We start from the raw sequence: 19,560 nt of genomic DNA, 5'->3' as shown, positions 1-19,560 counted from the left end.
GTCCTTGGGCGTCCTATTGCGCGGGTTTGGCGAGCGCGGTCATCGCGTCGTCGGCGAATTTGCGGGCGGTCGACAGCGCGGCGTCGCGGGCGTCGGCACGTGCGAGCCAGTCATTGGCGGGAGCGCGATCCTCCGGCGAGAGACCCTTCAGCTCGCGGCGCGCCTCGGCGAAGTCGTTGCGCAGCGCCGCCGCGGTGATCCGCGCCACCACCGCGCCGCGATCGGTGCCGGCGCCGTCGGTGCGCTCGACCTTGACCAGGCTCGAGGCGCCGGCCGAGAGCTTGCTGAGGATCGAGGTTCCCGTGGTGCTCTCCGGTGCCGGCGGCGAGAGCTTCGGCACGATGGTGAGCAGCTCGCGGCTGAGCGCCGCGGGGCTCGGCACGCCGGTGGTGGCGAAGACCTCCAGCGGCTTCAGCGCGGCCGGATCGGGCGCCAGCGACTTCGCCGTCGACAGCGCCGGCCCGTAGGGATCGCCGTGACGCACGGCGACGTCGAGCAGGGTCGCGGCGACCACACGGCGCAGCGGCGCGTCGTCGGTGGGCTTGGCAGCCGCGGCCTCGGTGATCTTGCGGCTCTCCTGCGCCAGCGCCGCGCTCTGGCTCCTGCTCGCCTGCTCCAGCGCATCGATGCGGGCGGTCAGGCCGGAGAGATCGACCGGCTCGGGTGCGGGCGCCGGCGCGGCGCCGTCGCGCGGCTGCGCCCTGACGTCGTTGAGCGCGGCCACCGTCTTGTCAGCCTGCGCGCGCAGGCCGGCGATATCGTTGCGCAGCGCTGCAATCGCCTTGTCGGCGGCATCGAGCCGCCCGGTCACGGCGCCATCCGGCTTGCCGATCCGCTGCTCCAGCCCGGCGACGCGGGTGGCGAGCGCGTCGACGGCGGACGCCTGCGGTGAGACGGCCGACGGCGGTACGACCTGCGGCCAGCCCAGCATCCAGCCGACGCCGATCACCAGCGCGGCCGCGGCCGCGCCGGAGAATGGCGCGATGATCCAGGGTGAGACCGGGCGGGGTGGCGGGGGCGGAGGAAGGTCGGCGCGCGGCGGCTCGGCCGCGGCGACGGTCTCCTCGGGCGTCTCGCTGGCAGCAGATTCCGGTTCGGCGTCACCGGCGGCATGCGGATGCGACTGGCTCGCCGCGCCCGACGACCCCTCGGCCAAGGCTTCGGCCGGCGCGGACCATGGCGAGGCAGTCGGCCGCTCGGCCGCGCTCTCGCTGGCCGACGGGCGCTCCTCGCGCGAGGTCGGCTCCAGGTCGATGGTCGGCGGTGGCCGTTTCGGCCGCCCGGTGTCGGAGGCCGGTGCAGCGGTGTCGGGTTCATCGACCATGGTGGAAGTTCCCTGGCTGAGGCAAGATTGAGCAGGCCCTCTTACGCCATTCACGACCGTAGCGCACGGGTCAGGCCCTCCAGCATGTCGTTTTCATCCGGATGCGCCGCGATTGTGACCTGGGTCGCGCCAGCCTCTCGAAGAACCTCGGCGACATTGGCCGACAGGCAGGCATGCGGCACCGCCAGCGCCGAGATTTCGACGCCGTCGGCCCGGATCGCCGCCACGAACGCCGCCGCGCTCCGCCGCGAATAATGCAGCACCGCACGAATCGCGTTTGCCGCGAACGCGTCGCAGACCTCGCGTGGCAGGCTGGTCACCTGTGCCATCCGGTAGACGGTCTGCGTGACCACGTCGTAGCCGCGCGCGGCGAGCTCGGAGGCGAGATCGCGCGAGATGTCGGCGCCCGCAAGATAGAGCAGGGTGGCCCCGGCGTCGACGACGCCGCCATTGGCGATCAGGTCGCGCAACGCCGTCGCATCGCCCGCGGCCGAGATCACCTGCGTGAAGCCGGCGTCGCGTGCGGCCGCCGCGGTCTGGTCGCCGACCGCGAACAGCGGCAGGCGCAGCAAGGCGGACGCTCCGAGCTGCGGCGCGGCCGCGCGCAGCGCGTTCGATGACGTCACGATCAGTCCGGCGGCGTCGCGGCCGGCGTCAGGCGGCAGCGCGACCGGCTCGAAGCGCAGCATCGGCGCCAGCAGCACGTCGAAGCCGCGCGCGCGCAAAGCCGCGGCGGTGCGTTCATTGTCGGGGGCGGGACGGGTCACCAGCACGGCCATGTGCTATGCTCCCGTCGAATACGGATCGGCCGGGCTGCAACGGACGGGTGATTGCACCTGGCGACCTCGTGGTGTTAGGCGGTTCTGCGCACTCATAATGACCAAAAGGGTTGAGATTGGGTAACGAATCGCAAACGCTCGTGCTGGGCATCGAAACCACCTGCGACGAGACCGCCGCCGCCGTGGTGGCGCGTGATTCGGACGGCAAGGGGCAGATCCTGTCCAACGTCGTGCGCTCGCAGACCGACGAGCACGCCATCTATGGCGGCGTGGTTCCCGAGATCGCGGCGCGCGCCCATGTCGACATGCTCGACCATCTCATCGACGCAGCGATGCGCGAAGCCGGCATCGACTATGCCGCGCTCGGTGGCGTCGCCGCGGCGGCCGGCCCAGGACTGATCGGCGGCGTCATCGTCGGCCTCACCACCGCCAAGGCGATTGCTCTCGTCCACGATACCCCGCTGATCGCGGTCAACCATCTCGAGGCGCATGCGCTGACGCCGCGCCTCACCGATGCAATCGACTTCCCCTATTGCCTCTTCCTGGCCTCCGGCGGCCACACCCAGATCGTCGCGGTCGCCGGCGTCGGCGACTACATCAGGCTCGGCACCACCGTCGACGACGCCATGGGCGAGGCGTTCGACAAGGTCGCCAAGATGCTGGGCCTGCCCTATCCCGGCGGACCTGAAGTCGAGCAGGCCGCGCGCAACGGCGACGCCAAGCGCTTCGCGTTTCCGCGTCCGATGCTAGGCCGCAGCGATGCGAATTTCTCGCTGTCGGGATTGAAGACCGCGGTGCGCAACGAGATCGGCCGCCTGGAGAGCATCGCCGACCAGGATGTCGCCGACCTCTGCGCCAGCTTCCAGGCGGCGGTGCTGGAGTCGACCGCCGACCGTCTGCGCGTCGGCCTCGATCTGTTCAAGCAGCGCTTCGGTGCGCCAACCGCGCTGGTCGCCGCCGGCGGCGTCGCCGCCAACCAGGCGATCCGTGGCGCGCTCGACGATGTCGCGCAAGCCGGCGGCACCCGCCTGATCATGCCGCCGCCGGCGCTGTGTACCGACAACGGTGCGATGATTGCCTGGGCCGGACTGGAGCGGCTCGCGCTCGGCATGGTCGACGGCATGGACGCCGCCCCGCGCGCCCGCTGGCTGCTGGATGCCAATGCCAGCGTGCCGGGCAAGTTCGCGAATACGCGCGCGGGGTTTTGACCGTGGCAGAGTTGCTGGCTGCGCCGAGCACGCGCCATCCATTGGCTCGTTCTCTTGTACGCCATAGCGCAAGCTGGCGCGGCAAACTCGGTGCGCCCCCCTACCCCCGCGCGAAGCGGAGCTTCGCTAGGCGGGGAGGGGTCGGGGGTGGGCGTAGCCCCACGAACGCTCTCGCCCGTGGCACCCCCCTCCCCAGCCCTCCCCCACAAGGGGAGAGGGAGCGCAGCGACGGTTGCCGCGCATGATCAGTTTCCAAACCATCAGCATCATCGGCGCCGGGGCGTGGGGCACCGCGCTCGCCGCCGTCGCGGCACGCGCCGGCCGTGACGTCACGCTGTACGCCCGCGATGCCGACCACGCCGCGCGCATAGCCAGCGCGCGCGAGAATCCGCGCCTGCCCGGCATTCCGCTCGCCGACAGCATCTCCGTCACCGCCGATCTCGCCCGGGCCGCCCGCGCCGACGCCGTTCTCATCGTCGTTCCCGCGCAGCACCTGCGCGGCGCGGTCATGCACCTCGCGCCGCTGCTTCGGCCTGGCACACCGCTCATCGCCTGCGCCAAGGGCATCGAGCACGGCACCCACAAATTCATGACCGAGGTCATCGCCGAGGCGGCGCCGAATGCGATCCCCGCCATCCTGTCCGGCCCGAGCTTCGCCGACGATGTCGCGCGCGGCCTGCCCACGGCGGTGACGCTCGCCGCCCGCGACGAGCCGCTTGCGGCGGCGCTGGTGCAGGCACTGGGCTCGCCGACCTTCCGGCCCTATCACGCGACCGACGTGCGCGGCGTCGAGATCGGCGGCGCCGCCAAGAACGTGCTGGCGATCGCCGCCGGCATCGTCGCCGGACGGCAGCTCGGCGCCTCGGCCCTGGCGGCGCTGACCACGCGCGGTTTCGCCGAGCTGGTCCGGCTCGGCCGCGCCTATGGCGCGCGCAGCGAGACCTTGACCGGCCTGTCCGGCCTCGGCGACCTCATCCTCACCTGCGCCGGCCCGCAGTCGCGCAACTTCGCCGCCGGCCTCGCGCTCGGCCGCGGCGAGCCGCTGCCGGCGGGCAAGCTCGCCGAGGGACAATACACCGCGCCCGTGCTGGTCGAGCTCGCCACCTCGCGCGGCGTCGAGATGCCGGTCGCGCTGGCCGTGGCCGCCATTCTCGCCGGCAGCGTCACGATCGACGCTGCGATCGAGGCGCTGATGCTGCGCCCGTTCAAGGCGGAGGAGTGAGCGGTGTAGGCGCGGCGCTACCGGTCGCGCAGCCACCTCCGCCGTCATGCCCGCGCTTGTCGCGGGCATCCACGTCTAAGATAATAGAGCTGGCGGTGAGACGTGGATGGCCGGGGCCTTTGACAGACGTGCTTCGCACTTTTGCCCGGCCACGATGAATGGAAAGAGAACTGCATCATGAACTACTGGCTGGTGAAATCCGAGCCCTCGGTATGGTCGTGGGACCAGCAGGTGGAGAAGGGCGCGAAGGGGGAGGCCTGGACCGGCGTGCGCAACTACACGGCGCGGCAGAACCTGGTGGCGATGAAGAAGGGCGACCTCGCCTTCTACTATCATTCCAACGAGGGGAAGGAGATCGTCGGCATCGCCGAGATCATCAAGGAAGCCTATCCCGACCCGACCGACAAGACCGGCAAATTCGTCTGCGTCGACATCAAGGCGCACAAGGCGTTCAAGACCCCGGTGACGCTCGCCGCGATCAAGACCGACAAGACGCTCAGTGAGATGGCCCTGGTCAAGCAGTCGCGCCTGTCGGTGCAGCCGGTGACGCCGGAGGAATGGAAGCACATCTGCAAGTTGGGCGGAGTATAACCGATCGAACGGCGTAAGATGCCGGCTCAGCAGCGCCCGGCTCTGGCGCAGCTCAGAGATCCAGACCTTTCTTGCGCGGCTCGTCGACCATCTGGTTGCGATCTCTTCGCCGAGCGCCTGCCCATGGCCCTCAGGTCGTCAGTCGAGAAGTTCCCGGCGTAGAGGGCCGCGATCGCATCTGAGAATAGGAAATCCTGCCCTGAAAGGCTGGGTGAACATCGGGATCAATACTCTGCCGAGCGCTTCCCGTGTTGATGTCGTGATGCTACGCTCGGTTGTGGCAGGAAGCTCCTGCTTCCTGCTTCATACCGAACAGGAGAACGACATGTCTGACAGCGTCTACAAAGTCATCGAGCTGATCGGTACCAGCGGTGAATCCTGGGAAAAGGCGGCCGCGAATGCGGTCGAACAGGCGGCGAAAACACTCCGAGACCTCCGCGTCGCGGAAGTCGTCAAGCTGGACATGCAGCTCGACGCGAAGGGGAAAGTGGAAGCCTATCGGGCCAAGCTCAACGTGTCGTTCAAGTTCGAAGGTGCATGAGCCGTCCATCGGCTTGCATTGCTCGCAGCGCCCATCGGCCAGAGCAACGGCGGACGTGCTATTCGGCGTCACGCCCGTCATCAGGGCGCGGTGATCGCGAACTAACTACTCCGTCATGCCCGGGCTTGTCCCGGGCATCCACGTCTTCCTTTTAAGCAAACAAGGACGGGGATGGCCGGGCTCACCGTAAAGCCGAGCGGGATGGACGTGACCGCAAGCCTGCCATGGGCAAACTGCCCGTCGTTTTAGTTTGCCGCAGCATTTCCCCTTGCAACGTCGGGCAAATAACATTTCCGCGCGTCCCTGCTGCCGCATGAGGGTCGTTTCGCGACCGTTACGGATCGTTGGCAGTGGGATGCGACGGGCGTGTGTCAACGCAGCGTGACTTAGTTGCGCGGACGAACGATCGATGCACGCACGGTCAAGTCGCGCGGTCCTGATAGCCCGACGCTGATATCAAGCGGGTGGCGATGCCCTGGCGTGTCGCGCTCGTGATGGTGGCCAGACAGCCCGGCGCACCAGGGAGAACGCGAAGCAGACGTTAAAATCGTTGCGCAGGGAGGGCCGGGTGTGTTCGGCCAGACCTGTGGTACCTGCCGCCTGCCCCTTACAAAGATCACGCGGTATGGGTCCGCGTTCGCGGGGACGACACCGGCGGTGTGGCACGCGATCGGCCTCTACGACCTGTCCGCAGCGCTGCAGCTGCCCATCTCGGACAAAAGACAAGCCCAGTCGAAAGGCCAAAAAAGAAAGGGGCCCCAGCTTGCGCTGGAGCCCCTCAACGGTCAGGGCATTGCCGGGTATTTGCCCGAACCGAAGTTGCGGACCTGGTCGCTTACGACCAAGTCCCGGGAGAACTCAGTAGTTGTAGGCGCGCTCGCCGTGGTCGGTGATGTCCAGACCCTCGCGCTCCTGCTCGACGGTCGGGCGCAGGCCGATGATCACGTCGACGACCTTGTAGAGGATCGCCGAGCCGACACCCGACCACACCAGCGTGGCGACGACAGCCTTGATCTGCGCCAGCATCTGCGTGGCGAAGTCGTAGGTGCCGGCGTTGTTGCCGGTGATGTTGGTGTAGTCGGTGATGCCGACGCCGCCCAGCGCCGGGTTGACCAGGATGCCGGTGGCGAGAGCGCCGACGATGCCGCCGATGCAGTGCACGCCGAACACGTCGAGGGCGTCGTCATAACCCAGCGCGTTCTTCACGGTGGAGACGAAGAACAGGCAGATCGGGGAGACGATCAGGCCGAGCACCAGCGCGCCGATCGGGCCGGCGAAGCCGGAGGCCGGCGTGACGGCGACGAGGCCGGCGACCGCACCCGAGCAGATGCCGAGCAGCGAGGGCTTGCCCTTGACGGCCCATTCGCACAGCAGCCAGGACAGCGCCGCACCAGCGGTGGCAACCATGGTGTTGACGAAGGCCAGCGCGGTGACGCCGTTCGACTCCAGGTTGGAGCCGGCATTGAAGCCGAACCAGCCGACCCACAGCAGCGCGGCGCCGATCATGGTCATGGTCAGCGAGTGCGGAGCCATCAGCTCCTTGCCGTAGCCGGTGCGCTTGCCGATCAGAACCGCGCCCACCAGACCGGCGATGCCGGCATTGATGTGAACGACGGTGCCGCCCGCGAAGTCGAGAGCGCCAGCGCCGGCGAGCCAGCCGACCGCGCCGGTGACTTCGTCGAGCTTGGCCTGGGCGGCGGTCTTGGCAGCGGCGTCGCCGGCGGCGGCGAGAGCCTTGGCAGCGGCGGCCACGTCATCGGGAGCCGCGATGTACCAGACCCAGTGCGCGATCGGGAAGTAGATGAAGGTCACCCAGAGCAGGATGAACAGCATCACCGCCGAGAACTTGATGCGTTCGGCGAAGGCGCCGACGATCAGGGCCGGGGTGATCATCGCGAAGGTCATCTGGAACACGAAGTAGGCCAGCTCCGGGATCACCACGCCGTTCGAGAAGGTCGGAACGGTCGAGTTGGCGTCGACGCCGTGCAGGAAGGCCTTGGAGAAGCCGCCGACCCACGAGGTCATGCTGCCGCCGTCGGTGAAGGCCATCGAGTAGCCGTAGAGCGTCCAGATCACGCCGACCATGGCGACGATCGCGAACACCTGGGTGAGGACCGAGGCCATGTTCTTGGTGCGGACGAGACCGCCATAGAACAGCGCGAGGCCGGGGATGGACATCATCAGCACGAGGGCGCTGGACACGAGCATCCAGGCGACGTCGCCCTTGTTGGGAACGGGGGCGGCTGCGGCAGCGGCGGCCGGCGCGTCCTCGGCGAACGCCACGTCGGCGAGGCCTGCGACGCAGAGCCCGGCGATGGCGAGCGTGATCCATCCCGCGCTGGTTGGACGTTTGAACGTCATTTTATTCTACTCCGTAAGTGTTCTGGTTTGAGCGCGAAATCAAAGGGCCGCAGCGTCCGCTTCGCCGGTGCGGATGCGCACGGCGTGGTCGAGGCTGATGACGAAGATCTTGCCGTCGCCGATCTGGCCGGTCTTGGCGGCCGAGGAGATGGCATCGATGGTCTTGTCGACCTGGTCGGAGGGGATCGCGACCTCGATCTTGATCTTGGGCAGGAAGCTCACCGCATATTCAGCGCCGCGGTAGATTTCCGTATGACCTTTCTGACGGCCGTACCCCTTCACTTCCGTCACCGTGAGACCATGAACGCCGATGGCGGTCAGGGCGTCCCGGACTTCTTCGAGCTTGAATGGCTTAATGATCGCCATAACAATTTTCATGGGTCCAATCCCCGCTTGGGCCCGGTACGGACATTACCGAGCGCTTCCTGTCGACTGAGGTTCACCACGCGGAGAAAATCTTCACGACGCGGGCACAGCCGGGGGCGATAGAATCAAATGCCGTGCCAGACGGCTGGTCAGGGCTAACGAGCGGTGAATCCTGACCTTTTCAGCCCTCAGGGGGGGCATCAGGGGCTGCGCCATTCCGCCGCGCTCAAGGAATGGGCAGGCATGCGCAAAAGTTGCGCATGTCAGGCTCAAGACACAATGCTGCCCACGGCGCGGGCAGAATCCCGCGACGCCGAACAGGTCAATTGGCGCCGTTTGCTGCAGCTATTGCAGCGCCTCGCCATGCTGGGAGATGTCGAGCCCTTCCAGCTCGTGCTCGCGCGACACCCGCAGCGGCACGAAGGCGCTGACCAGCTTCAGGAGACCCCAGGTCACGCCGCCCGACCACACCAGTGTGACGGCGACGCCGTAGAGCTGGGCCGCAAGCTGCTTTGGGTTGCCCTCGATCAGCCCGGTGGTGCCGCCGATCGCGGCCGTCGCGAACACGCCGGCCAGCAGGGTCCCGGTCAGGCCGCCGATGCCGTGGACGCCGAACACGTCGAGCGAATCGTCATAGTTGAAGCGGTGCTTCAGCGAGGTGCAGGCCCAGTAGCAGATGATACCGGCGAGCGCGCCGATCACCAGGCCGTGCCACGGCGCGACGAAGCCGGACGCTGGCGTGATGGTGCCGAGGCCGGCGACCGCGCCGGAGATCATGCCGAGTACCGAGGGCTTGCGCCGGGTCGACCATTCCAGCGCGCCCCAGGTGACGGCGCCGGCGCAGGCGGCGAGATGCGTGGTCAGGATCGCCATCACCGCATGTGCATTGGCCCCAAGCGCCGAGCCGCCATTGAAGCCGAACCAGCCGACCCAGAGCAGGCCGGTGCCGACCACCGCGAGCGACAGGTCGAACGGCGAGAGGTTCTCGCTGCCATAGCCCTGGCGCCGTCCCATCACCAGCGCGGCGACCAGCCCGGCAGTGCCGGCGGAGAGATGCACGACGAGGCCGCCGGCGAAATCGACCACGCCGGCCTGCGCAAGGAAGCCGCCGCCCCAGATCCAATGCGCCAGCGGGACATAGACGAAGATGAACCAGGCGATGCTGAACAGCAGATAGGCCGAGAATCGCATGCGGTCGGCGACCGAGCCCGCCACCAGCGCCACCGTGATGATCGCAAACGTCATCTGGTACAGCATGAACAGCGACTCGGGGATGGTCTTGGCGCCAGGATGGACGCTGTCCATGCCCATGCCGGCGAGGAACGCGCGGTCGAGCGAGCCGATCCAGGTGCCGTCGCCGACGAACGCCAGCGAATAGCCGAACGCGACCCACAGGATCGAGATCAGCATCACCGCCGCGAGGCTCTGCGCCATGGTCGCCAGCACGTTCTTCTTGCGCACCATGCCCGAGTAGAACAGCGCCAGACCGGGAATGGTCATCATCAGCACCAGCGCGGTGGCGACGATCATCCAGGCGGTGTCGGCCGGATCGATCGTGGACGGCGCTGCCGCCCGTGCGGGTGTAACGAAGATGATCGCGGCCGCCGCAGCCAAAGCAGCAGGCGCGCGCAGGCAACGAGACGCGCAGGTCCCCATGACAGTCCCCCCGGCATGTCGGATCAGGTTGAGAATGTTCGCTCCGCCGCGCCGTTGCGGCGGGCGTGCAGCCGTCGCGGCTGCTTGAACGGTTTACAGAGCGTCGGTGTCGGTCTCGCCGGTGCGGATGCGGCGGGCATGATCGATCGGCGTCACGAAGATCTTGCCGTCGCCGATCTGGCCGGTGCGCGCATGCGTGGTGATCACCTCGACCGCCTTGTCGGCCATCTCGGAGTTGACCGCGATCTCGATGCGCAGCTTGGGCAGGAAGTTCACGATGTATTCGGCGCCCCGGTAGATCTCCGTGTGGCCCTTCTGGCGGCCGTAGCCCTTGACCTCGGTCACGGTCATGCCGTGGACGCCGATCGCGGTGAGGGCCTGGCGCACCTCGTCGAGCTTGAAGGGTTTGATGATCGCGACGACGAGCTTCATGGGCGGGCCTTGGTTTCCTCGGAGCGAAGCAGCCTGTTTCGGAGGCAGGCTTGGGACGGCCGTTTTGGCCTGTTCCTAGGCAAATGGCACAAAATCAGCGCAGCGTTAAGCGAAAACCTCAAGGAGTGACGGATATCACTGAACGGAACGCGACATCGCCCGACAGACTGAAGACGTGTTCCTGCCATCCTCTATTCAAGGACATCCCATGTCGAATCGTTCCTGGTATTACGCGGCGCAAGGCCAGCAACAGGGTCCCATTTCGGAAGACGAACTGCGCGACCTGATCGCCCGGGGCGTCGTGACCGCCGAGACGCTGCTGTGGAGCGACGGCATGGCCGGCTGGGAGAAGGCCGGGCGCATTCCCGGCCTGATGTCGGGCGTGCCGAGCATGTCGCCGGCCACGCCGCCCGCGTTCGACGCCGGCACCGCCGCGTCGGGCGGCGCGCTCTCGGTCAAGCTCGACACCTGGTCCTATCTCGGCTGGACGCTGCTGTATGTCGTCGGCCAGTTCCTGATCGTCATCACGCCCTGGACCGCTGTCTATCTCTACCGCTACGTGATCGAGCGGATGAGGGTGCCCGGCCGGCCGAACCTCACCTTCACCGGTCAGCCGCTCGACATCTGGTACGTCTTCGTCGCGATGGGCGTGCTGGCCTATGTCAGCCTCAGCGACCGGCCGATCCTCAACCTCATCTCGCTGGTTGCCCCGGCGTTCCTGGGCTGGATGGTGCTGCGCTGGCTGCTGAGCAACCTCGCCTCGAATGGCGAGCGGTTGCCGATCCATTTCGAAGGCAGCCCCGTCGTCTATGCCGGCTGGTACCTGCTGATGATCGTGTCGGGCATCACCGTCATCGGCTGGGCCTGGGTGCTGACCGCCTGGATGCGCTGGGTGTGCCGCAACATCCAGGGGACGCGGCGCGAGGTCGTGTTCACCGGCTCGGGCCTGCAGGTGCTGTGGCGCACCTTCGCGTTCGTGCTCGGCAGCTCGGTGATCATTCCGATCCCGTGGCTGCTGCGCTGGTACAGCGCCTGGTACGTGTCGCAATTCGCGGTCGTGCCGCGCACCGCGCAGCCGATGTGATGCGGCTAGGCCCGGCGCTCGCGGATCGATCCCTCCTGCGCGACGGAGGCGACCAGCGTGCCGTCGGGCTTGAAGATCGAGCCGCGGGTGAGCCCGCGGCCGCCCTGCGCGCTCGGCGAATCCTGCGCATAGAGCAGCCATTCGTCGGCGCGGAACGGGCGGTGAAACCACATCGCGTGATCCAGCGAGGCCGGCATCATGCGCTTGTCGAACAAGGTGCGGCCATAGCGCGCCATCACGGCGTCAAGCAGCGAGAAGTCCGACGCATAGGCCAGCGCGCACATGTGCAGCGCCGGATCATCGGGCAGCTTCGCGGCCGTCCTGATCCAGACATGGATGCGCCCGTCGTCGATCTTCTGGCCGAAATAGCGGCTGAGCTCGACCGGGCGCAATTCGATCGGACGATCGGATTCGTAATAGCGGCGGATGAAGTCCGGCATCCGCTGGAAGACCTCCTGGAACATCGGCTGCTTGGAGATCTCCTCGGCCGTCAGCTTCTCCGGCGGCGGCACGTCCGGCATCCTGTCCTGATGGTTGAACGCGCTCTCCTCGTCGCTGTGGAACGAGACCATGATGGAGAAGATAGCGTTGCCGTGCTGGATCGCGGTGACGCGGCGCGTCGCGTAGCTCTTGCCGTCGCGGAGGCGCTCCACCTGGTAGATGATCGGCACCTGCGGGTCGCCCGGCAGGATGAAATAGCAGTGCAGCGAATGCGGCAGCCGGCCCTCGACGGTGCGGCACGCCGCCATCATCGCCTGGCCGATCACCTGGCCGCCGAACACGCGCTGCCAGCTGGTCTTCGGGCTGTTGCCGCGGAACAGGTTCACCTCGATCGGCTCGAGATCGAGGATCGAGATCAGGTCGATCAGTCCCTTGGACATGGCGTGTTGCTTTCGCTGGCTCGGCCGTCCGCTCCGGCCCCGTTCGGGCGGGATCAGGCATCCGGAAATGACGGCCTGGGGTGGCAGCCCTTGGTTCACGCCCCTGTTTCGCCCAGCTATAATCGCCCCGCAAGAGTAACCGTGAGCAGGGTGCCATGACGACACAGCGAAGCATTGTCATTTGTGGCGGCGCCTTTGCCGGCCTGGCGCTTGCGCTGGCGCTCCGGCAGGGGCTCGGCCCCGAGGTGCCCGTCATCGTGGCCGATCCGGCGCTCGCCAACCGGCCAAGCCGCGATCCACGCGCCAGCGCCATCGTCGCGGCCTGCCGCAAGCTGTTCGACGCGATCGGCGTCTGGGCGGACGTGGCGCCGCAGGCGCAGCCGATCCTCGACATGGTCATCACCGATTCCAAGCTCGAGGATGCGACGCGGCCGTCGTTCCTGACCTTTGCGGGCCAGGTCGAGGCTGGCGAGCCGTTCGCGCACATGGTCGAGAACCGGCACCTGATCGACGCGCTGGTCAAGCATGCGGAGGCGGCGGGCGTCGAGCTCAAGGCGATGCCGGTGACCGGTTTTGAGACGCGCGGCGATAGCGTTGCAGTGACCCTGGGCGATGGCAGCCGCTGCGAAGCCAGCCTGCTGGTGGCCGCCGACGGCGCGCGTTCGAAGCTGCGCGAGCGTGCGGGCATCCAAACCCATGGCTGGGACTATGATCAGTCCGGCATCGTCGTCACCATCGGTCATGAGCGCGACCATGGCGGCCGCGCCGAAGAGCATTTCCTGCCGCCCGGCCCATTCGCGATCCTGCCGCTGACCGGCAAGCGCTCCTCGCTGGTGTGGACCGAGCGGCGCAAGGAAGCGAAGCGCCTCGTGGAGCTGGGCGCGGACGAATTCCACGCCGAGCTGGAGAAGCGCGCCGGCCTGCATCTCGGCGAGCTCAAGGTGCTCGACCAGCCCCGGGCGTTTCCGCTGTCCTATTTCGTTGCCCGCTCCTTCATCGCGCCGCGGCTGGCGCTGGTCGGCGACGCCGCCCATGTGATCCATCCGATCGCGGGGCAGGGCCTCAACATGGGGCTGAAGGACGTCGCCGCGCTGGCCGAGGTCGTGGTCGATGCTGCGCGCATGGGGATCGATCCGGGGCAGGTCGATGTCCTCGAGCGCTACCAGCGCTGGCGCCGCTTCGACACGATGGCGATGGGCGTCGCCACCAACTCGCTGAACTTCCTGTTCTCGAACAAGTCGACCTTGCTGCGCGCCGTGCGCGACATCGGCCTTGGGATCGTCGATCGCGCGCCGCCGCTGAAGGAGCTGTTCATCAAGCAGGCCGCGGGCCTCACCGGGGAGATGCCGCGGCTGTTGAAGGGGGAAGCGTTATAAAGCATGATCCGGAAAAGTGGGGACCGGTTTTCCGAAAAGATCATGCTCAAACAAAGAGCTAGCGCGGGCCTGCGGCCGTGATGAAACCGGCGACGGCTTCGACCATGTCGGGGTCGAGCGGACGCTCCGTGTCGTTGTAGGAGGCGAGGTTCTCGTCCTCGTTGGCGACGTCGACCAGGACGTGGTTCATCTCCGGCAGCCACAGCGACTTGGCGGCCGGTGCGGCGGCGGCGAGCGCGACCATGTCGAGGCGTGCGATCTGGTGATCGCGGGCGCCGCCGACGATCAGGATCGGGATCGTGAGCTGCTTCAGCGGATCGATCGGGTCCTCTGCGAAGGCGGAGCCGATGCTGGGCTGCATGCTCGGCGCGACCGGCAGCTCGGGCGGTGGCGGGTCCACGACCTGCCCGGCCATGATGGCGTCGATCGCCTTGGCGACCGGCTCCATCGTCGCCGCCGGCAGCTTCTTCTCGAGCTGCGCCTTGAGCAGATCGCCCTGCCGCCGCGCCGACGTCGTGAGCAGCACGAGGCGGTCGACCGGGGTGCGGCGGGCGGTGAGGATGGCGACCAGGCCGCCCTCGCTGTGGCCGACGAGAACGATGCGGGCGAACTTGCCGCGCAGGAAGTCGACCAGCGAAGCGGCGTCGTCGACATAGTCCTTGAAGCGGAAGTCCTCAGGCTTGCCGAATTCCGCCTTCCAGCCGCGCGCGCCGCGCTTGTCGTAGCGCAGGCTGGCAATGCCCTGGAGGGCGAGCTGCTCGGCGAGCTTCTTCAAGGTCGCCGGCTTGAGCTGCGGCCCGTTGCCGTCCCGGTCCGTCGACCCCGAGCCGGCGATCAACAGCGCCACCGGCGGGCGCGCGACACCCGCTGGCGTCGTCAAGACGGCGTCGAGTGGGCCAATGCGGACGGCGCTCTCCTCGGCCGAGACCGCCGAAGCGAGGGCCATCAGCGCCAAAGCGAGCGCGCAGCGGATCACGACGGACCGCATCGGTCAGTCGATCTTCCGCGCTTCCTCGGGCAGCATGATCGGGATGCCGTCGCGGATCGGGTAGGCGAGCTTCGCCGACCGGGAGACCAGCTCCTGCTTCGCCGCGTCGTATTCCAGCGGGCCCTTGGTCATCGGACAGACCAGGATCTCGAGCAGCTTGGGATCGACGGAATTGGCGGGGCGTTCGAGCGGGGCGTTCATGGCAAGGGTCTCCGGCGGGCGCCTCTGTAGCATATCGCGCGCCTGCTTGTCGTCCATCAAGGCCTGTGCAGGGCGATCCGGATCAGTTCGTCGATGACCGTGTCCAGTTGCTGGGCCGGCAACGGCCGATCCGACAGCGCATGGCCGAGAAAAGCCCAGTACAGCACCTGGGCGCGTGCGTGTGCGATCGCCGGCGTCAGTCCCTCGGCTGCAAGCAGGCTCTCGACATAGCCCAGCCGGCGCCTGTCGATGGCCTGCACCGCCTGGCGCGCGGCGGGGTCGGATCCGGCCCAGTTGCGCACGGCGCGCTCCAGGACGAGCTTGACCGTGAATGTGCGCCGGAGGAGCACGGCAATCGCCGGCTGGTCGCCGGCGCTCGCCTCCACCCCGGTGATGATCTGCTCGGCCGCAATCTCCCGCCACCTCTTGAGGAGGGCGGCGTGAAACGCAGCCACGTCGGCGAAATGCCAGTAGAAGCTGCCGCGTGACACGCCCAGGGCTTTCGCCAGCGGTTCCGCCTTCAGCGCGGTGAAGCCTTGGCTGGCCAGCACCTTCAATCCCTGGTCCAGCCAATCGTCGGCCGAGAGCTGATCGGTCATGTCGTCTCCATGAGACGACCATACACAACTGTATTGACGGCCGCCAGGACGTCGTGCATCCTCCATACAGAACTGTATGGAGGGTGTGCCATGCGTGATGTGCTGCTGGTATGCGCGGGGCTGCTGGCGATCACCGTCGCCGTGATCCATGGCGTGCTCGGCGAGACGATGGTCTTCGCGCGTGCCGCCATCTCGCCGGAGCGGCTGCGAACCCTGCTGCGGCTGGTCTGGCAGACTGGCACGGTGGCGTGGATCGGCTGTGGCGTGCTGCTCGCCGTCGCCCCGCAAATGGCGTCGGAGCCGGCGCGGCATTGGACGGTGGCCACGGTCATCGTCGTGTTCGCTTTCGCTGCAGGCGCCAATGCGCTGGCGACGCGCGGGCGGCATTTCGGCTGGGTCATGCTCGCCGGCGTGGTCGGTCTCGCCATCGCCGGCTACTGATGCGGGGAATTCCGGTCGACCGCAGCGCCGCCACGTACCCGGCCAGAGGAAGGCACCGTGACGCTCCGTCACCGCCGCGTCGCCTCAACTGCCGTTCGGCCGCACTCCGTTCACCGCGAGGCCACTGCCGCGACACATTCGCCAAGAATGGTTCCAACTTAGAAGGAGTCTCTTTGCAGACACGGCGACGAGCCGCTTAGTTGTTCGTCGTCGCGAACGGGTGCCCGGTGTCGACATCGATCCGGGGCGCGCAACCGTTCTCCGATTTGCTTGTCTGGATAGGAGAGGGGACGGATCGATGTTGGTCGACGTGGTGCGGAAGTTGGTCGTCGTAGGTGGAAGCGTCGGCATGCTCGTGATGGCAGCGCAGGCGCACGCCGGGGGATCGAACGAGATCTGCCTCACCTATGCCAATGGTCAATTCGAGCCCAAGGAGCCGACCGTTCCTGCGGACGCGCCGCTGACCATCCGCGTCAGGAACATGGAGGGCAAGGCGATCGAGTTCGAGAGCGAGACCCTGAAGGTCGAGAAGGTGATCGCGGCCAACAGCGAGGCGGTTCTCAACGTCCGCGCGATGAAGTCCGGGCGCTACGAGTTCTATAACGACTTCAACGAAAAGGCCCGCGGCTTCGTCAACGTCCAATAGGTCCAGATCCCATGCTCGCCGCCCTGATCATCGTCTTCCGCGAAGTGTTCGAAGCCGGCCTGATCGTCGGCATCGTGCTTGCCGTCACCAGCGCGGTCCCGCATCGCCTGCGCTGGATCGGCGCGGGGCTGTTTGCCGGCCTGGTCGGCGCATGCATCGTCGCGGCGTTCGCGGGAACGCTGACTCAGCTCTTTGAAGGCATGGGACAGGAATTGTTCAATGCGGGGATCCTGTCGGCTGCCGTGATCATGCTGACCTGGCACAATGTCTGGATGGCCCGGCACGGCCGCGAGATGAGCAACGAGTTGCGGACGATGGGCCAGGCGGTGGCCGAAGGCGCCAAGCCGCTGGTCGCGCTGGCGACCGTGATCGCCATCGCCGTGTTGCGCGAGGGCAGTGAGGTCGCGCTGTTTCTGTATGGCGTGGCGGCCTCCGGCGACGGCGGCGGGCGGGCGCTGCTCGGTGGCGGCGTTCTTGGCCTGCTGCTCGGCGTCGCCGTCTGTCTCGCGACCTATCTCGGTCTGATGCGCATCCCGCCGCGCGCGCTGTTCAAGACCACCACCGTGCTGATCACCCTGTTGTCGGCGGGAATGGCCGCGCAGGCGGTGTTCTTTCTCGCCCGCGCCAACTGGCTGACGTCATTCGACCAGGTGGTGTGGGATTCGAGCGCGGTTCTGCCCGAGCGTGGCGTCGCCGGGCGGACGCTCAAGGCTCTGATCGGCTATACTGATCAGCCTACCGCGATGCAGCTCGCAGTCTACATCGGGGTGATCGTCGCCACCATCGCGCTGATGCGTCTGACGGCGGCTCCGCCAGCGCCGCGTGCGGCTCCCGCCGAATGATCATTGCAGCGGCGGATCGCCCGAGGTCCGCTTCTTGGCGAGATCCATCTCGGTCACGGCGATGAGGATTTCGGCGCGGGTCTTCAGGTCCGGCGCCTCGAGCATCGCCTGCTTCTCCGCCGGTCCGTAGGGCGACATCATCGCCAGCGCGTTCACGAGCGCCTCGTTCGGCGCCGCTTCGATGCCGGCCCAGTCGACCTTCAGATTGTTGGCCTTGAGGAAGTCGGTGAGCACCGCGAGCAGCGCCTCGCGGTCGACCGCGTCCTCACCCTTGCGCGCCGTGAAATCATCGACGAACGGGAAATAATCGACCTTGCACTGCCGATAGGGCGTCAGCACCGTCATTTCCTCGACCACCTTGAAGCGGGACACGCCGGTGAGCTCGAGGATGTAGCGGCCATCGCCGGACTCGGCGAGCTGCGTGATCCGGCCGACGCAGCCGACCTTGAACAGCACCGGGCGCTCCTCGCTGGAGGAATGGGTGACGTCGGGCTGGATCATGCCGATGAGCCGATGGCCGTCGCGAAGCGCATCGTCGACCATCGCGAGATAACGCGGCTCGAAGATGTTGAGCGGCATTTGGCCGCGCGGCAGCAGCAAGGCTCCCGCCAACGGAAACACCGGAACGATCTCCGGCAGCTCGGCGGGACCGCGATATTCGGCATTGATCGGCATGCGATACCTCGTGTCCGCTGGAACGAGCGCGCGTCCCGCCCAGCCGGGTTACGAAAACAGGATCGTCGACAGCCGCTTGCGGCCCTCGATGGTGGCCTCGTCGGCGCCGCCCCAGGCTTCGAAGAACTGCACGAGCTGCTTGCGCGCGCCGTCCTCGTTCCATTTGCGGTCACGCTTCACGATCTCGAGCAACTGGTCGGTGGCTTCCTTCCGCTTGCCCGCGGCGTTCAGCGCGGTCGCCAGGTCGAAACGCGCCTGGTGGTCGAGCGGATTGGCGGCGACCTTCTGTTCGAGCTCGCCGACCGGCCCGAGCGACTGGGCCTGCTCGGCCAGATCGATCGCGGCCTGCACGGCGGAGACCGCCGAATCGCTGCGCTTGGAGTCCGGGACCATCGCCAGCGTCTGCTTGGCCTCGTCGATCGCGCCGAGCTCGACCTGGCACTTTGCAAGCCCGGCGATCGCCGGGATGTTGGCGGCGTCGACCGCGAGCACCTCGGCATAGATCTCGGCCGCGCCGGCCGCATCGCCCTCGGCCAGCACGGCTTCGGCTTCCTTGAGGATCTCGGCGATGTCGGGCTCGCCGGCGCCGGGAACGCCCTTGGTGATCTTTTCGATGAAGGCGGCGACCTGGCTCTCGGGCACGGCACCCATGAAGCCATCGGCCGGCCGTCCGCCGACGAACGCGATCACGGCCGGAATCGACTGGATGCCCATCTGGCCCGGGATGGCCGGATGCTCGTCGATGTTCATCTTGACCAGCTTGACCTTGCCCTTGGCGGCCTTGACGGCCTTTTCCAGGATGGGCGTCAGCTGCTTGCACGGTCCGCACCACGGCGCCCAGAAGTCGATGAGGACCGGCTGCCGCTTCGATTCCTCGATGACGTCCTTCACGAAGCTCTGCGTCGTGGTGTCCTTGATCAGATCCGGCACCTGCGGCGCCGCTCCGCCGCCCTGTTCAACAATGGTCACGGGGTCCCTCGTCCGAAAAAATTCCGATGGACGGCGACCGGGAACCGGCCGCCGCCGCGCCTCAATACACGTTTTCTTTCACTTTAAGTGGCGGTCCAGCCGGAAATTTCAATCAGCGCCCTTCGCGGTCCGGTGATGGGCAGGTTTTGGCCCGGTTCGGCCGGTCCCGACCGCTAAAATTTGAACGCCGCCGGCGTACGAAACCTGTCGTAGACCTGTTGCATTCGTCCGCAGCATTTGGCATAGGTCTGCCCGTCGCTGGCGGCCACGCCGCCAAGGCGTCACGGATGCGGGTGTAGCTCAGTGGTAGAGCACGACCTTGCCAAGGTCGGGGTCGAGGGTTCGAACCCCTTCGCCCGCTCCAAAACTTCCGCTCCG

Annotated in this window: 20 protein-coding genes, 1 tRNA gene and 1 pseudogene; 10 read left to right on the top strand and 12 right to left on the bottom strand. The window is 67.3% G+C overall.

Annotated features, from left to right (window positions below):
• Positions 1 to 13: 13 nt before the first annotated feature.
• Together QW845_RS06510 and QW845_RS06505 are read right to left on the bottom strand one after the other, a co-directional pair.
• Entirely contained in the window at positions 14 to 1,324 is a 1,311-nt protein-coding gene (locus QW845_RS06510) for a hypothetical protein (RefSeq protein WP_315800789.1), read from the bottom strand.
• Positions 1,325 to 1,374: 50 nt separating this feature from the next.
• Entirely contained in the window at positions 1,375 to 2,103 is a 729-nt protein-coding gene (locus QW845_RS06505) for a uroporphyrinogen-III synthase (RefSeq protein WP_315800788.1), read from the bottom strand.
• Between the two features lie 140 nt (positions 2,104 to 2,243).
• On the opposite strand from QW845_RS06505, the gene tsaD reads away from it, so the two are divergent.
• From tsaD to QW845_RS06485, 4 genes are all read left to right on the top strand, one after another.
• Positions 2,244 to 3,311 carry a tRNA (adenosine(37)-N6)-threonylcarbamoyltransferase complex transferase subunit TsaD gene (gene tsaD / locus QW845_RS06500; RefSeq protein WP_315800787.1) on the top strand — a complete coding sequence of 356 codons (1,068 nt, stop codon included), beginning with the start codon at positions 2,244 to 2,246 and terminating at the stop codon, positions 3,309 to 3,311.
• A gap of 241 nt (positions 3,312 to 3,552) precedes the next feature.
• On the top strand, positions 3,553 to 4,533 hold the full coding sequence (locus QW845_RS06495) for an NAD(P)H-dependent glycerol-3-phosphate dehydrogenase (protein WP_315800786.1): 981 nt from the start codon (positions 3,553 to 3,555) through the stop codon (positions 4,531 to 4,533).
• Positions 4,534 to 4,710: 177 nt separating this feature from the next.
• Positions 4,711 to 5,124, top strand: coding sequence for an EVE domain-containing protein (locus QW845_RS06490; RefSeq protein ID WP_315800785.1), 414 nt, complete (start codon positions 4,711 to 4,713; stop codon positions 5,122 to 5,124).
• Positions 5,125 to 5,449: 325 nt separating this feature from the next.
• Positions 5,450 to 5,665: a dodecin family protein gene (locus QW845_RS06485; protein ID WP_315800784.1), complete on the top strand. Its 216-nt coding sequence runs from the start codon at positions 5,450 to 5,452 to the stop codon at positions 5,663 to 5,665.
• Positions 5,666 to 6,523: 858 nt separating this feature from the next.
• On the opposite strand, the gene QW845_RS06480 is transcribed toward QW845_RS06485, so the two are convergent.
• The 4 genes from QW845_RS06480 to QW845_RS06465 all read right to left on the bottom strand — a co-directional run bounded on the left by QW845_RS06480 (position 6,524) and on the right by QW845_RS06465 (position 10,480).
• Positions 6,524 to 8,026: an ammonium transporter gene (locus QW845_RS06480; protein WP_315800783.1), complete on the bottom strand. Its 1,503-nt coding sequence runs from the start codon at positions 8,024 to 8,026 to the stop codon at positions 6,524 to 6,526.
• A 39-nt stretch (positions 8,027 to 8,065) separates the two neighbouring features.
• On the bottom strand, positions 8,066 to 8,404 hold the full coding sequence (locus tag QW845_RS06475; RefSeq protein WP_006611147.1) for a P-II family nitrogen regulator: 339 nt from the start codon (positions 8,402 to 8,404) through the stop codon (positions 8,066 to 8,068).
• Positions 8,405 to 8,737: 333 nt separating this feature from the next.
• Positions 8,738 to 10,048, bottom strand: coding sequence for an ammonium transporter (locus tag QW845_RS06470; RefSeq protein ID WP_315800782.1), 1,311 nt, complete (start codon positions 10,046 to 10,048; stop codon positions 8,738 to 8,740).
• A 93-nt stretch (positions 10,049 to 10,141) separates the two neighbouring features.
• A complete protein-coding gene (locus QW845_RS06465) occupies positions 10,142 to 10,480 on the bottom strand; it encodes a P-II family nitrogen regulator (RefSeq protein ID WP_315800781.1) in 339 nt (112 codons plus the stop codon).
• A gap of 208 nt (positions 10,481 to 10,688) precedes the next feature.
• On the opposite strand from QW845_RS06465, the gene QW845_RS06460 reads away from it, so the two are divergent.
• On the top strand, positions 10,689 to 11,564 hold the full coding sequence (locus tag QW845_RS06460; protein WP_315800780.1) for a DUF4339 domain-containing protein: 876 nt from the start codon (positions 10,689 to 10,691) through the stop codon (positions 11,562 to 11,564).
• Positions 11,565 to 11,569: 5 nt separating this feature from the next.
• Here QW845_RS06460 and tesB read toward each other — a convergent pair whose 3' ends face one another.
• Positions 11,570 to 12,445 carry an acyl-CoA thioesterase II gene (gene tesB, locus QW845_RS06455; RefSeq protein WP_315800779.1) on the bottom strand — a complete coding sequence of 292 codons (876 nt, stop codon included), beginning with the start codon at positions 12,443 to 12,445 and terminating at the stop codon, positions 11,570 to 11,572.
• A gap of 152 nt (positions 12,446 to 12,597) precedes the next feature.
• On the opposite strand from tesB, the pseudogene QW845_RS06450 reads away from it, so the two are divergent.
• Positions 12,598 to 13,821 (top strand): annotated as a pseudogene (locus QW845_RS06450) (ubiquinone biosynthesis hydroxylase); the annotation flags it as partial.
• 58 nt (positions 13,822 to 13,879) lie between these two features.
• On the opposite strand, the gene QW845_RS06445 reads toward QW845_RS06450, so the two are convergent.
• From QW845_RS06445 to QW845_RS06435, 3 genes are read right to left on the bottom strand one after another with little or no spacing between them, the layout of a single operon-like run.
• A complete protein-coding gene (locus QW845_RS06445) occupies positions 13,880 to 14,809 on the bottom strand; it encodes an alpha/beta hydrolase (protein WP_315800778.1) in 930 nt (309 codons plus the stop codon).
• A 3-nt stretch (positions 14,810 to 14,812) separates the two neighbouring features.
• Positions 14,813 to 15,010, bottom strand: coding sequence for a Trm112 family protein (locus QW845_RS06440; RefSeq protein WP_006613415.1), 198 nt, complete (start codon positions 15,008 to 15,010; stop codon positions 14,813 to 14,815).
• Between the two features lie 56 nt (positions 15,011 to 15,066).
• Positions 15,067 to 15,609 carry a TetR/AcrR family transcriptional regulator gene (locus QW845_RS06435; protein WP_315800777.1) on the bottom strand — a complete coding sequence of 181 codons (543 nt, stop codon included), beginning with the start codon at positions 15,607 to 15,609 and terminating at the stop codon, positions 15,067 to 15,069.
• Positions 15,610 to 15,699: 90 nt separating this feature from the next.
• On the opposite strand from QW845_RS06435, the gene QW845_RS06430 reads away from it, so the two are divergent.
• The 3 genes from QW845_RS06430 to QW845_RS06420 all read left to right on the top strand — a co-directional run bounded on the left by QW845_RS06430 (position 15,700) and on the right by QW845_RS06420 (position 17,538).
• Positions 15,700 to 16,050 (top strand): hypothetical protein, encoded by a 351-nt coding sequence (locus QW845_RS06430; RefSeq protein WP_315800776.1) that lies wholly within the window; start codon positions 15,700 to 15,702, stop codon positions 16,048 to 16,050.
• 349 nt (positions 16,051 to 16,399) lie between these two features.
• A complete protein-coding gene (locus QW845_RS06425) occupies positions 16,400 to 16,696 on the top strand; it encodes a cupredoxin domain-containing protein (RefSeq protein ID WP_315800775.1) in 297 nt (98 codons plus the stop codon).
• A gap of 11 nt (positions 16,697 to 16,707) precedes the next feature.
• A complete protein-coding gene (locus QW845_RS06420; protein WP_315800774.1) occupies positions 16,708 to 17,538 on the top strand; it encodes an FTR1 family protein in 831 nt (276 codons plus the stop codon).
• Here QW845_RS06420 and QW845_RS06415 read toward each other — a convergent pair whose 3' ends face one another.
• Positions 17,539 to 18,213, bottom strand: a complete 675-nt coding sequence (locus QW845_RS06415) for an LON peptidase substrate-binding domain-containing protein (RefSeq protein ID WP_315715855.1) — start codon at positions 18,211 to 18,213, stop codon at positions 17,539 to 17,541.
• Between the two features lie 48 nt (positions 18,214 to 18,261).
• Positions 18,262 to 19,182, bottom strand: coding sequence for a thioredoxin (gene trxA / locus QW845_RS06410; RefSeq protein ID WP_315800773.1), 921 nt, complete (start codon positions 19,180 to 19,182; stop codon positions 18,262 to 18,264).
• A 289-nt stretch (positions 19,183 to 19,471) separates the two neighbouring features.
• Here trxA and QW845_RS06405 point away from each other — a divergent pair.
• Positions 19,472 to 19,546, top strand: a tRNA-Gly gene (locus QW845_RS06405).
• The last annotated feature ends 14 nt before the right edge of the window (positions 19,547 to 19,560 follow it).

Origin of the sequence: Bradyrhizobium sp. SZCCHNS3002 (assembly GCF_032377435.1) — a bacterium.
Classification (GTDB): domain Bacteria; phylum Pseudomonadota; class Alphaproteobacteria; order Rhizobiales; family Xanthobacteraceae; genus Bradyrhizobium.
Note: the sequence above shows the minus strand (reverse complement) of the source record. Positions and strands in the feature narration are given on the sequence as shown.

Coding starts and splice junctions, on each gene's coding strand:
- QW845_RS06440 (WP_006613415.1), bottom strand. CDS start 15,010: ATGAACGCCCCGCTCGAACGCCCCGCCAATTCCGTCGATCCCAAGCTG.
- QW845_RS06465 (WP_315800781.1), bottom strand. CDS start 10,480: ATGAAGCTCGTCGTCGCGATCATCAAACCCTTCAAGCTCGACGAGGTG.
- QW845_RS06480 (WP_315800783.1), bottom strand. CDS start 8,026: ATGACGTTCAAACGTCCAACCAGCGCGGGATGGATCACGCTCGCCATC.
- QW845_RS06445 (WP_315800778.1), bottom strand. CDS start 14,809: ATGCGGTCCGTCGTGATCCGCTGCGCGCTCGCTTTGGCGCTGATGGCC.
- QW845_RS06430 (WP_315800776.1), top strand. CDS start 15,700: ATGCGTGATGTGCTGCTGGTATGCGCGGGGCTGCTGGCGATCACCGTC.
- QW845_RS06490 (WP_315800785.1), top strand. CDS start 4,711: ATGAACTACTGGCTGGTGAAATCCGAGCCCTCGGTATGGTCGTGGGAC.
- QW845_RS06510 (WP_315800789.1), bottom strand. CDS start 1,324: ATGGTCGATGAACCCGACACCGCTGCACCGGCCTCCGACACCGGGCGG.
- QW845_RS06470 (WP_315800782.1), bottom strand. CDS start 10,048: ATGGGGACCTGCGCGTCTCGTTGCCTGCGCGCGCCTGCTGCTTTGGCT.
- QW845_RS06495 (WP_315800786.1), top strand. CDS start 3,553: ATGATCAGTTTCCAAACCATCAGCATCATCGGCGCCGGGGCGTGGGGC.
- QW845_RS06420 (WP_315800774.1), top strand. CDS start 16,708: ATGCTCGCCGCCCTGATCATCGTCTTCCGCGAAGTGTTCGAAGCCGGC.
- QW845_RS06475 (WP_006611147.1), bottom strand. CDS start 8,404: ATGAAAATTGTTATGGCGATCATTAAGCCATTCAAGCTCGAAGAAGTC.
- tesB (WP_315800779.1), bottom strand. CDS start 12,445: ATGTCCAAGGGACTGATCGACCTGATCTCGATCCTCGATCTCGAGCCG.
- QW845_RS06425 (WP_315800775.1), top strand. CDS start 16,400: ATGCTCGTGATGGCAGCGCAGGCGCACGCCGGGGGATCGAACGAGATC.
- QW845_RS06435 (WP_315800777.1), bottom strand. CDS start 15,609: ATGACCGATCAGCTCTCGGCCGACGATTGGCTGGACCAGGGATTGAAG.
- QW845_RS06460 (WP_315800780.1), top strand. CDS start 10,689: ATGTCGAATCGTTCCTGGTATTACGCGGCGCAAGGCCAGCAACAGGGT.
- QW845_RS06485 (WP_315800784.1), top strand. CDS start 5,450: ATGTCTGACAGCGTCTACAAAGTCATCGAGCTGATCGGTACCAGCGGT.
- QW845_RS06415 (WP_315715855.1), bottom strand. CDS start 18,213: ATGCCGATCAATGCCGAATATCGCGGTCCCGCCGAGCTGCCGGAGATC.
- QW845_RS06505 (WP_315800788.1), bottom strand. CDS start 2,103: ATGGCCGTGCTGGTGACCCGTCCCGCCCCCGACAATGAACGCACCGCC.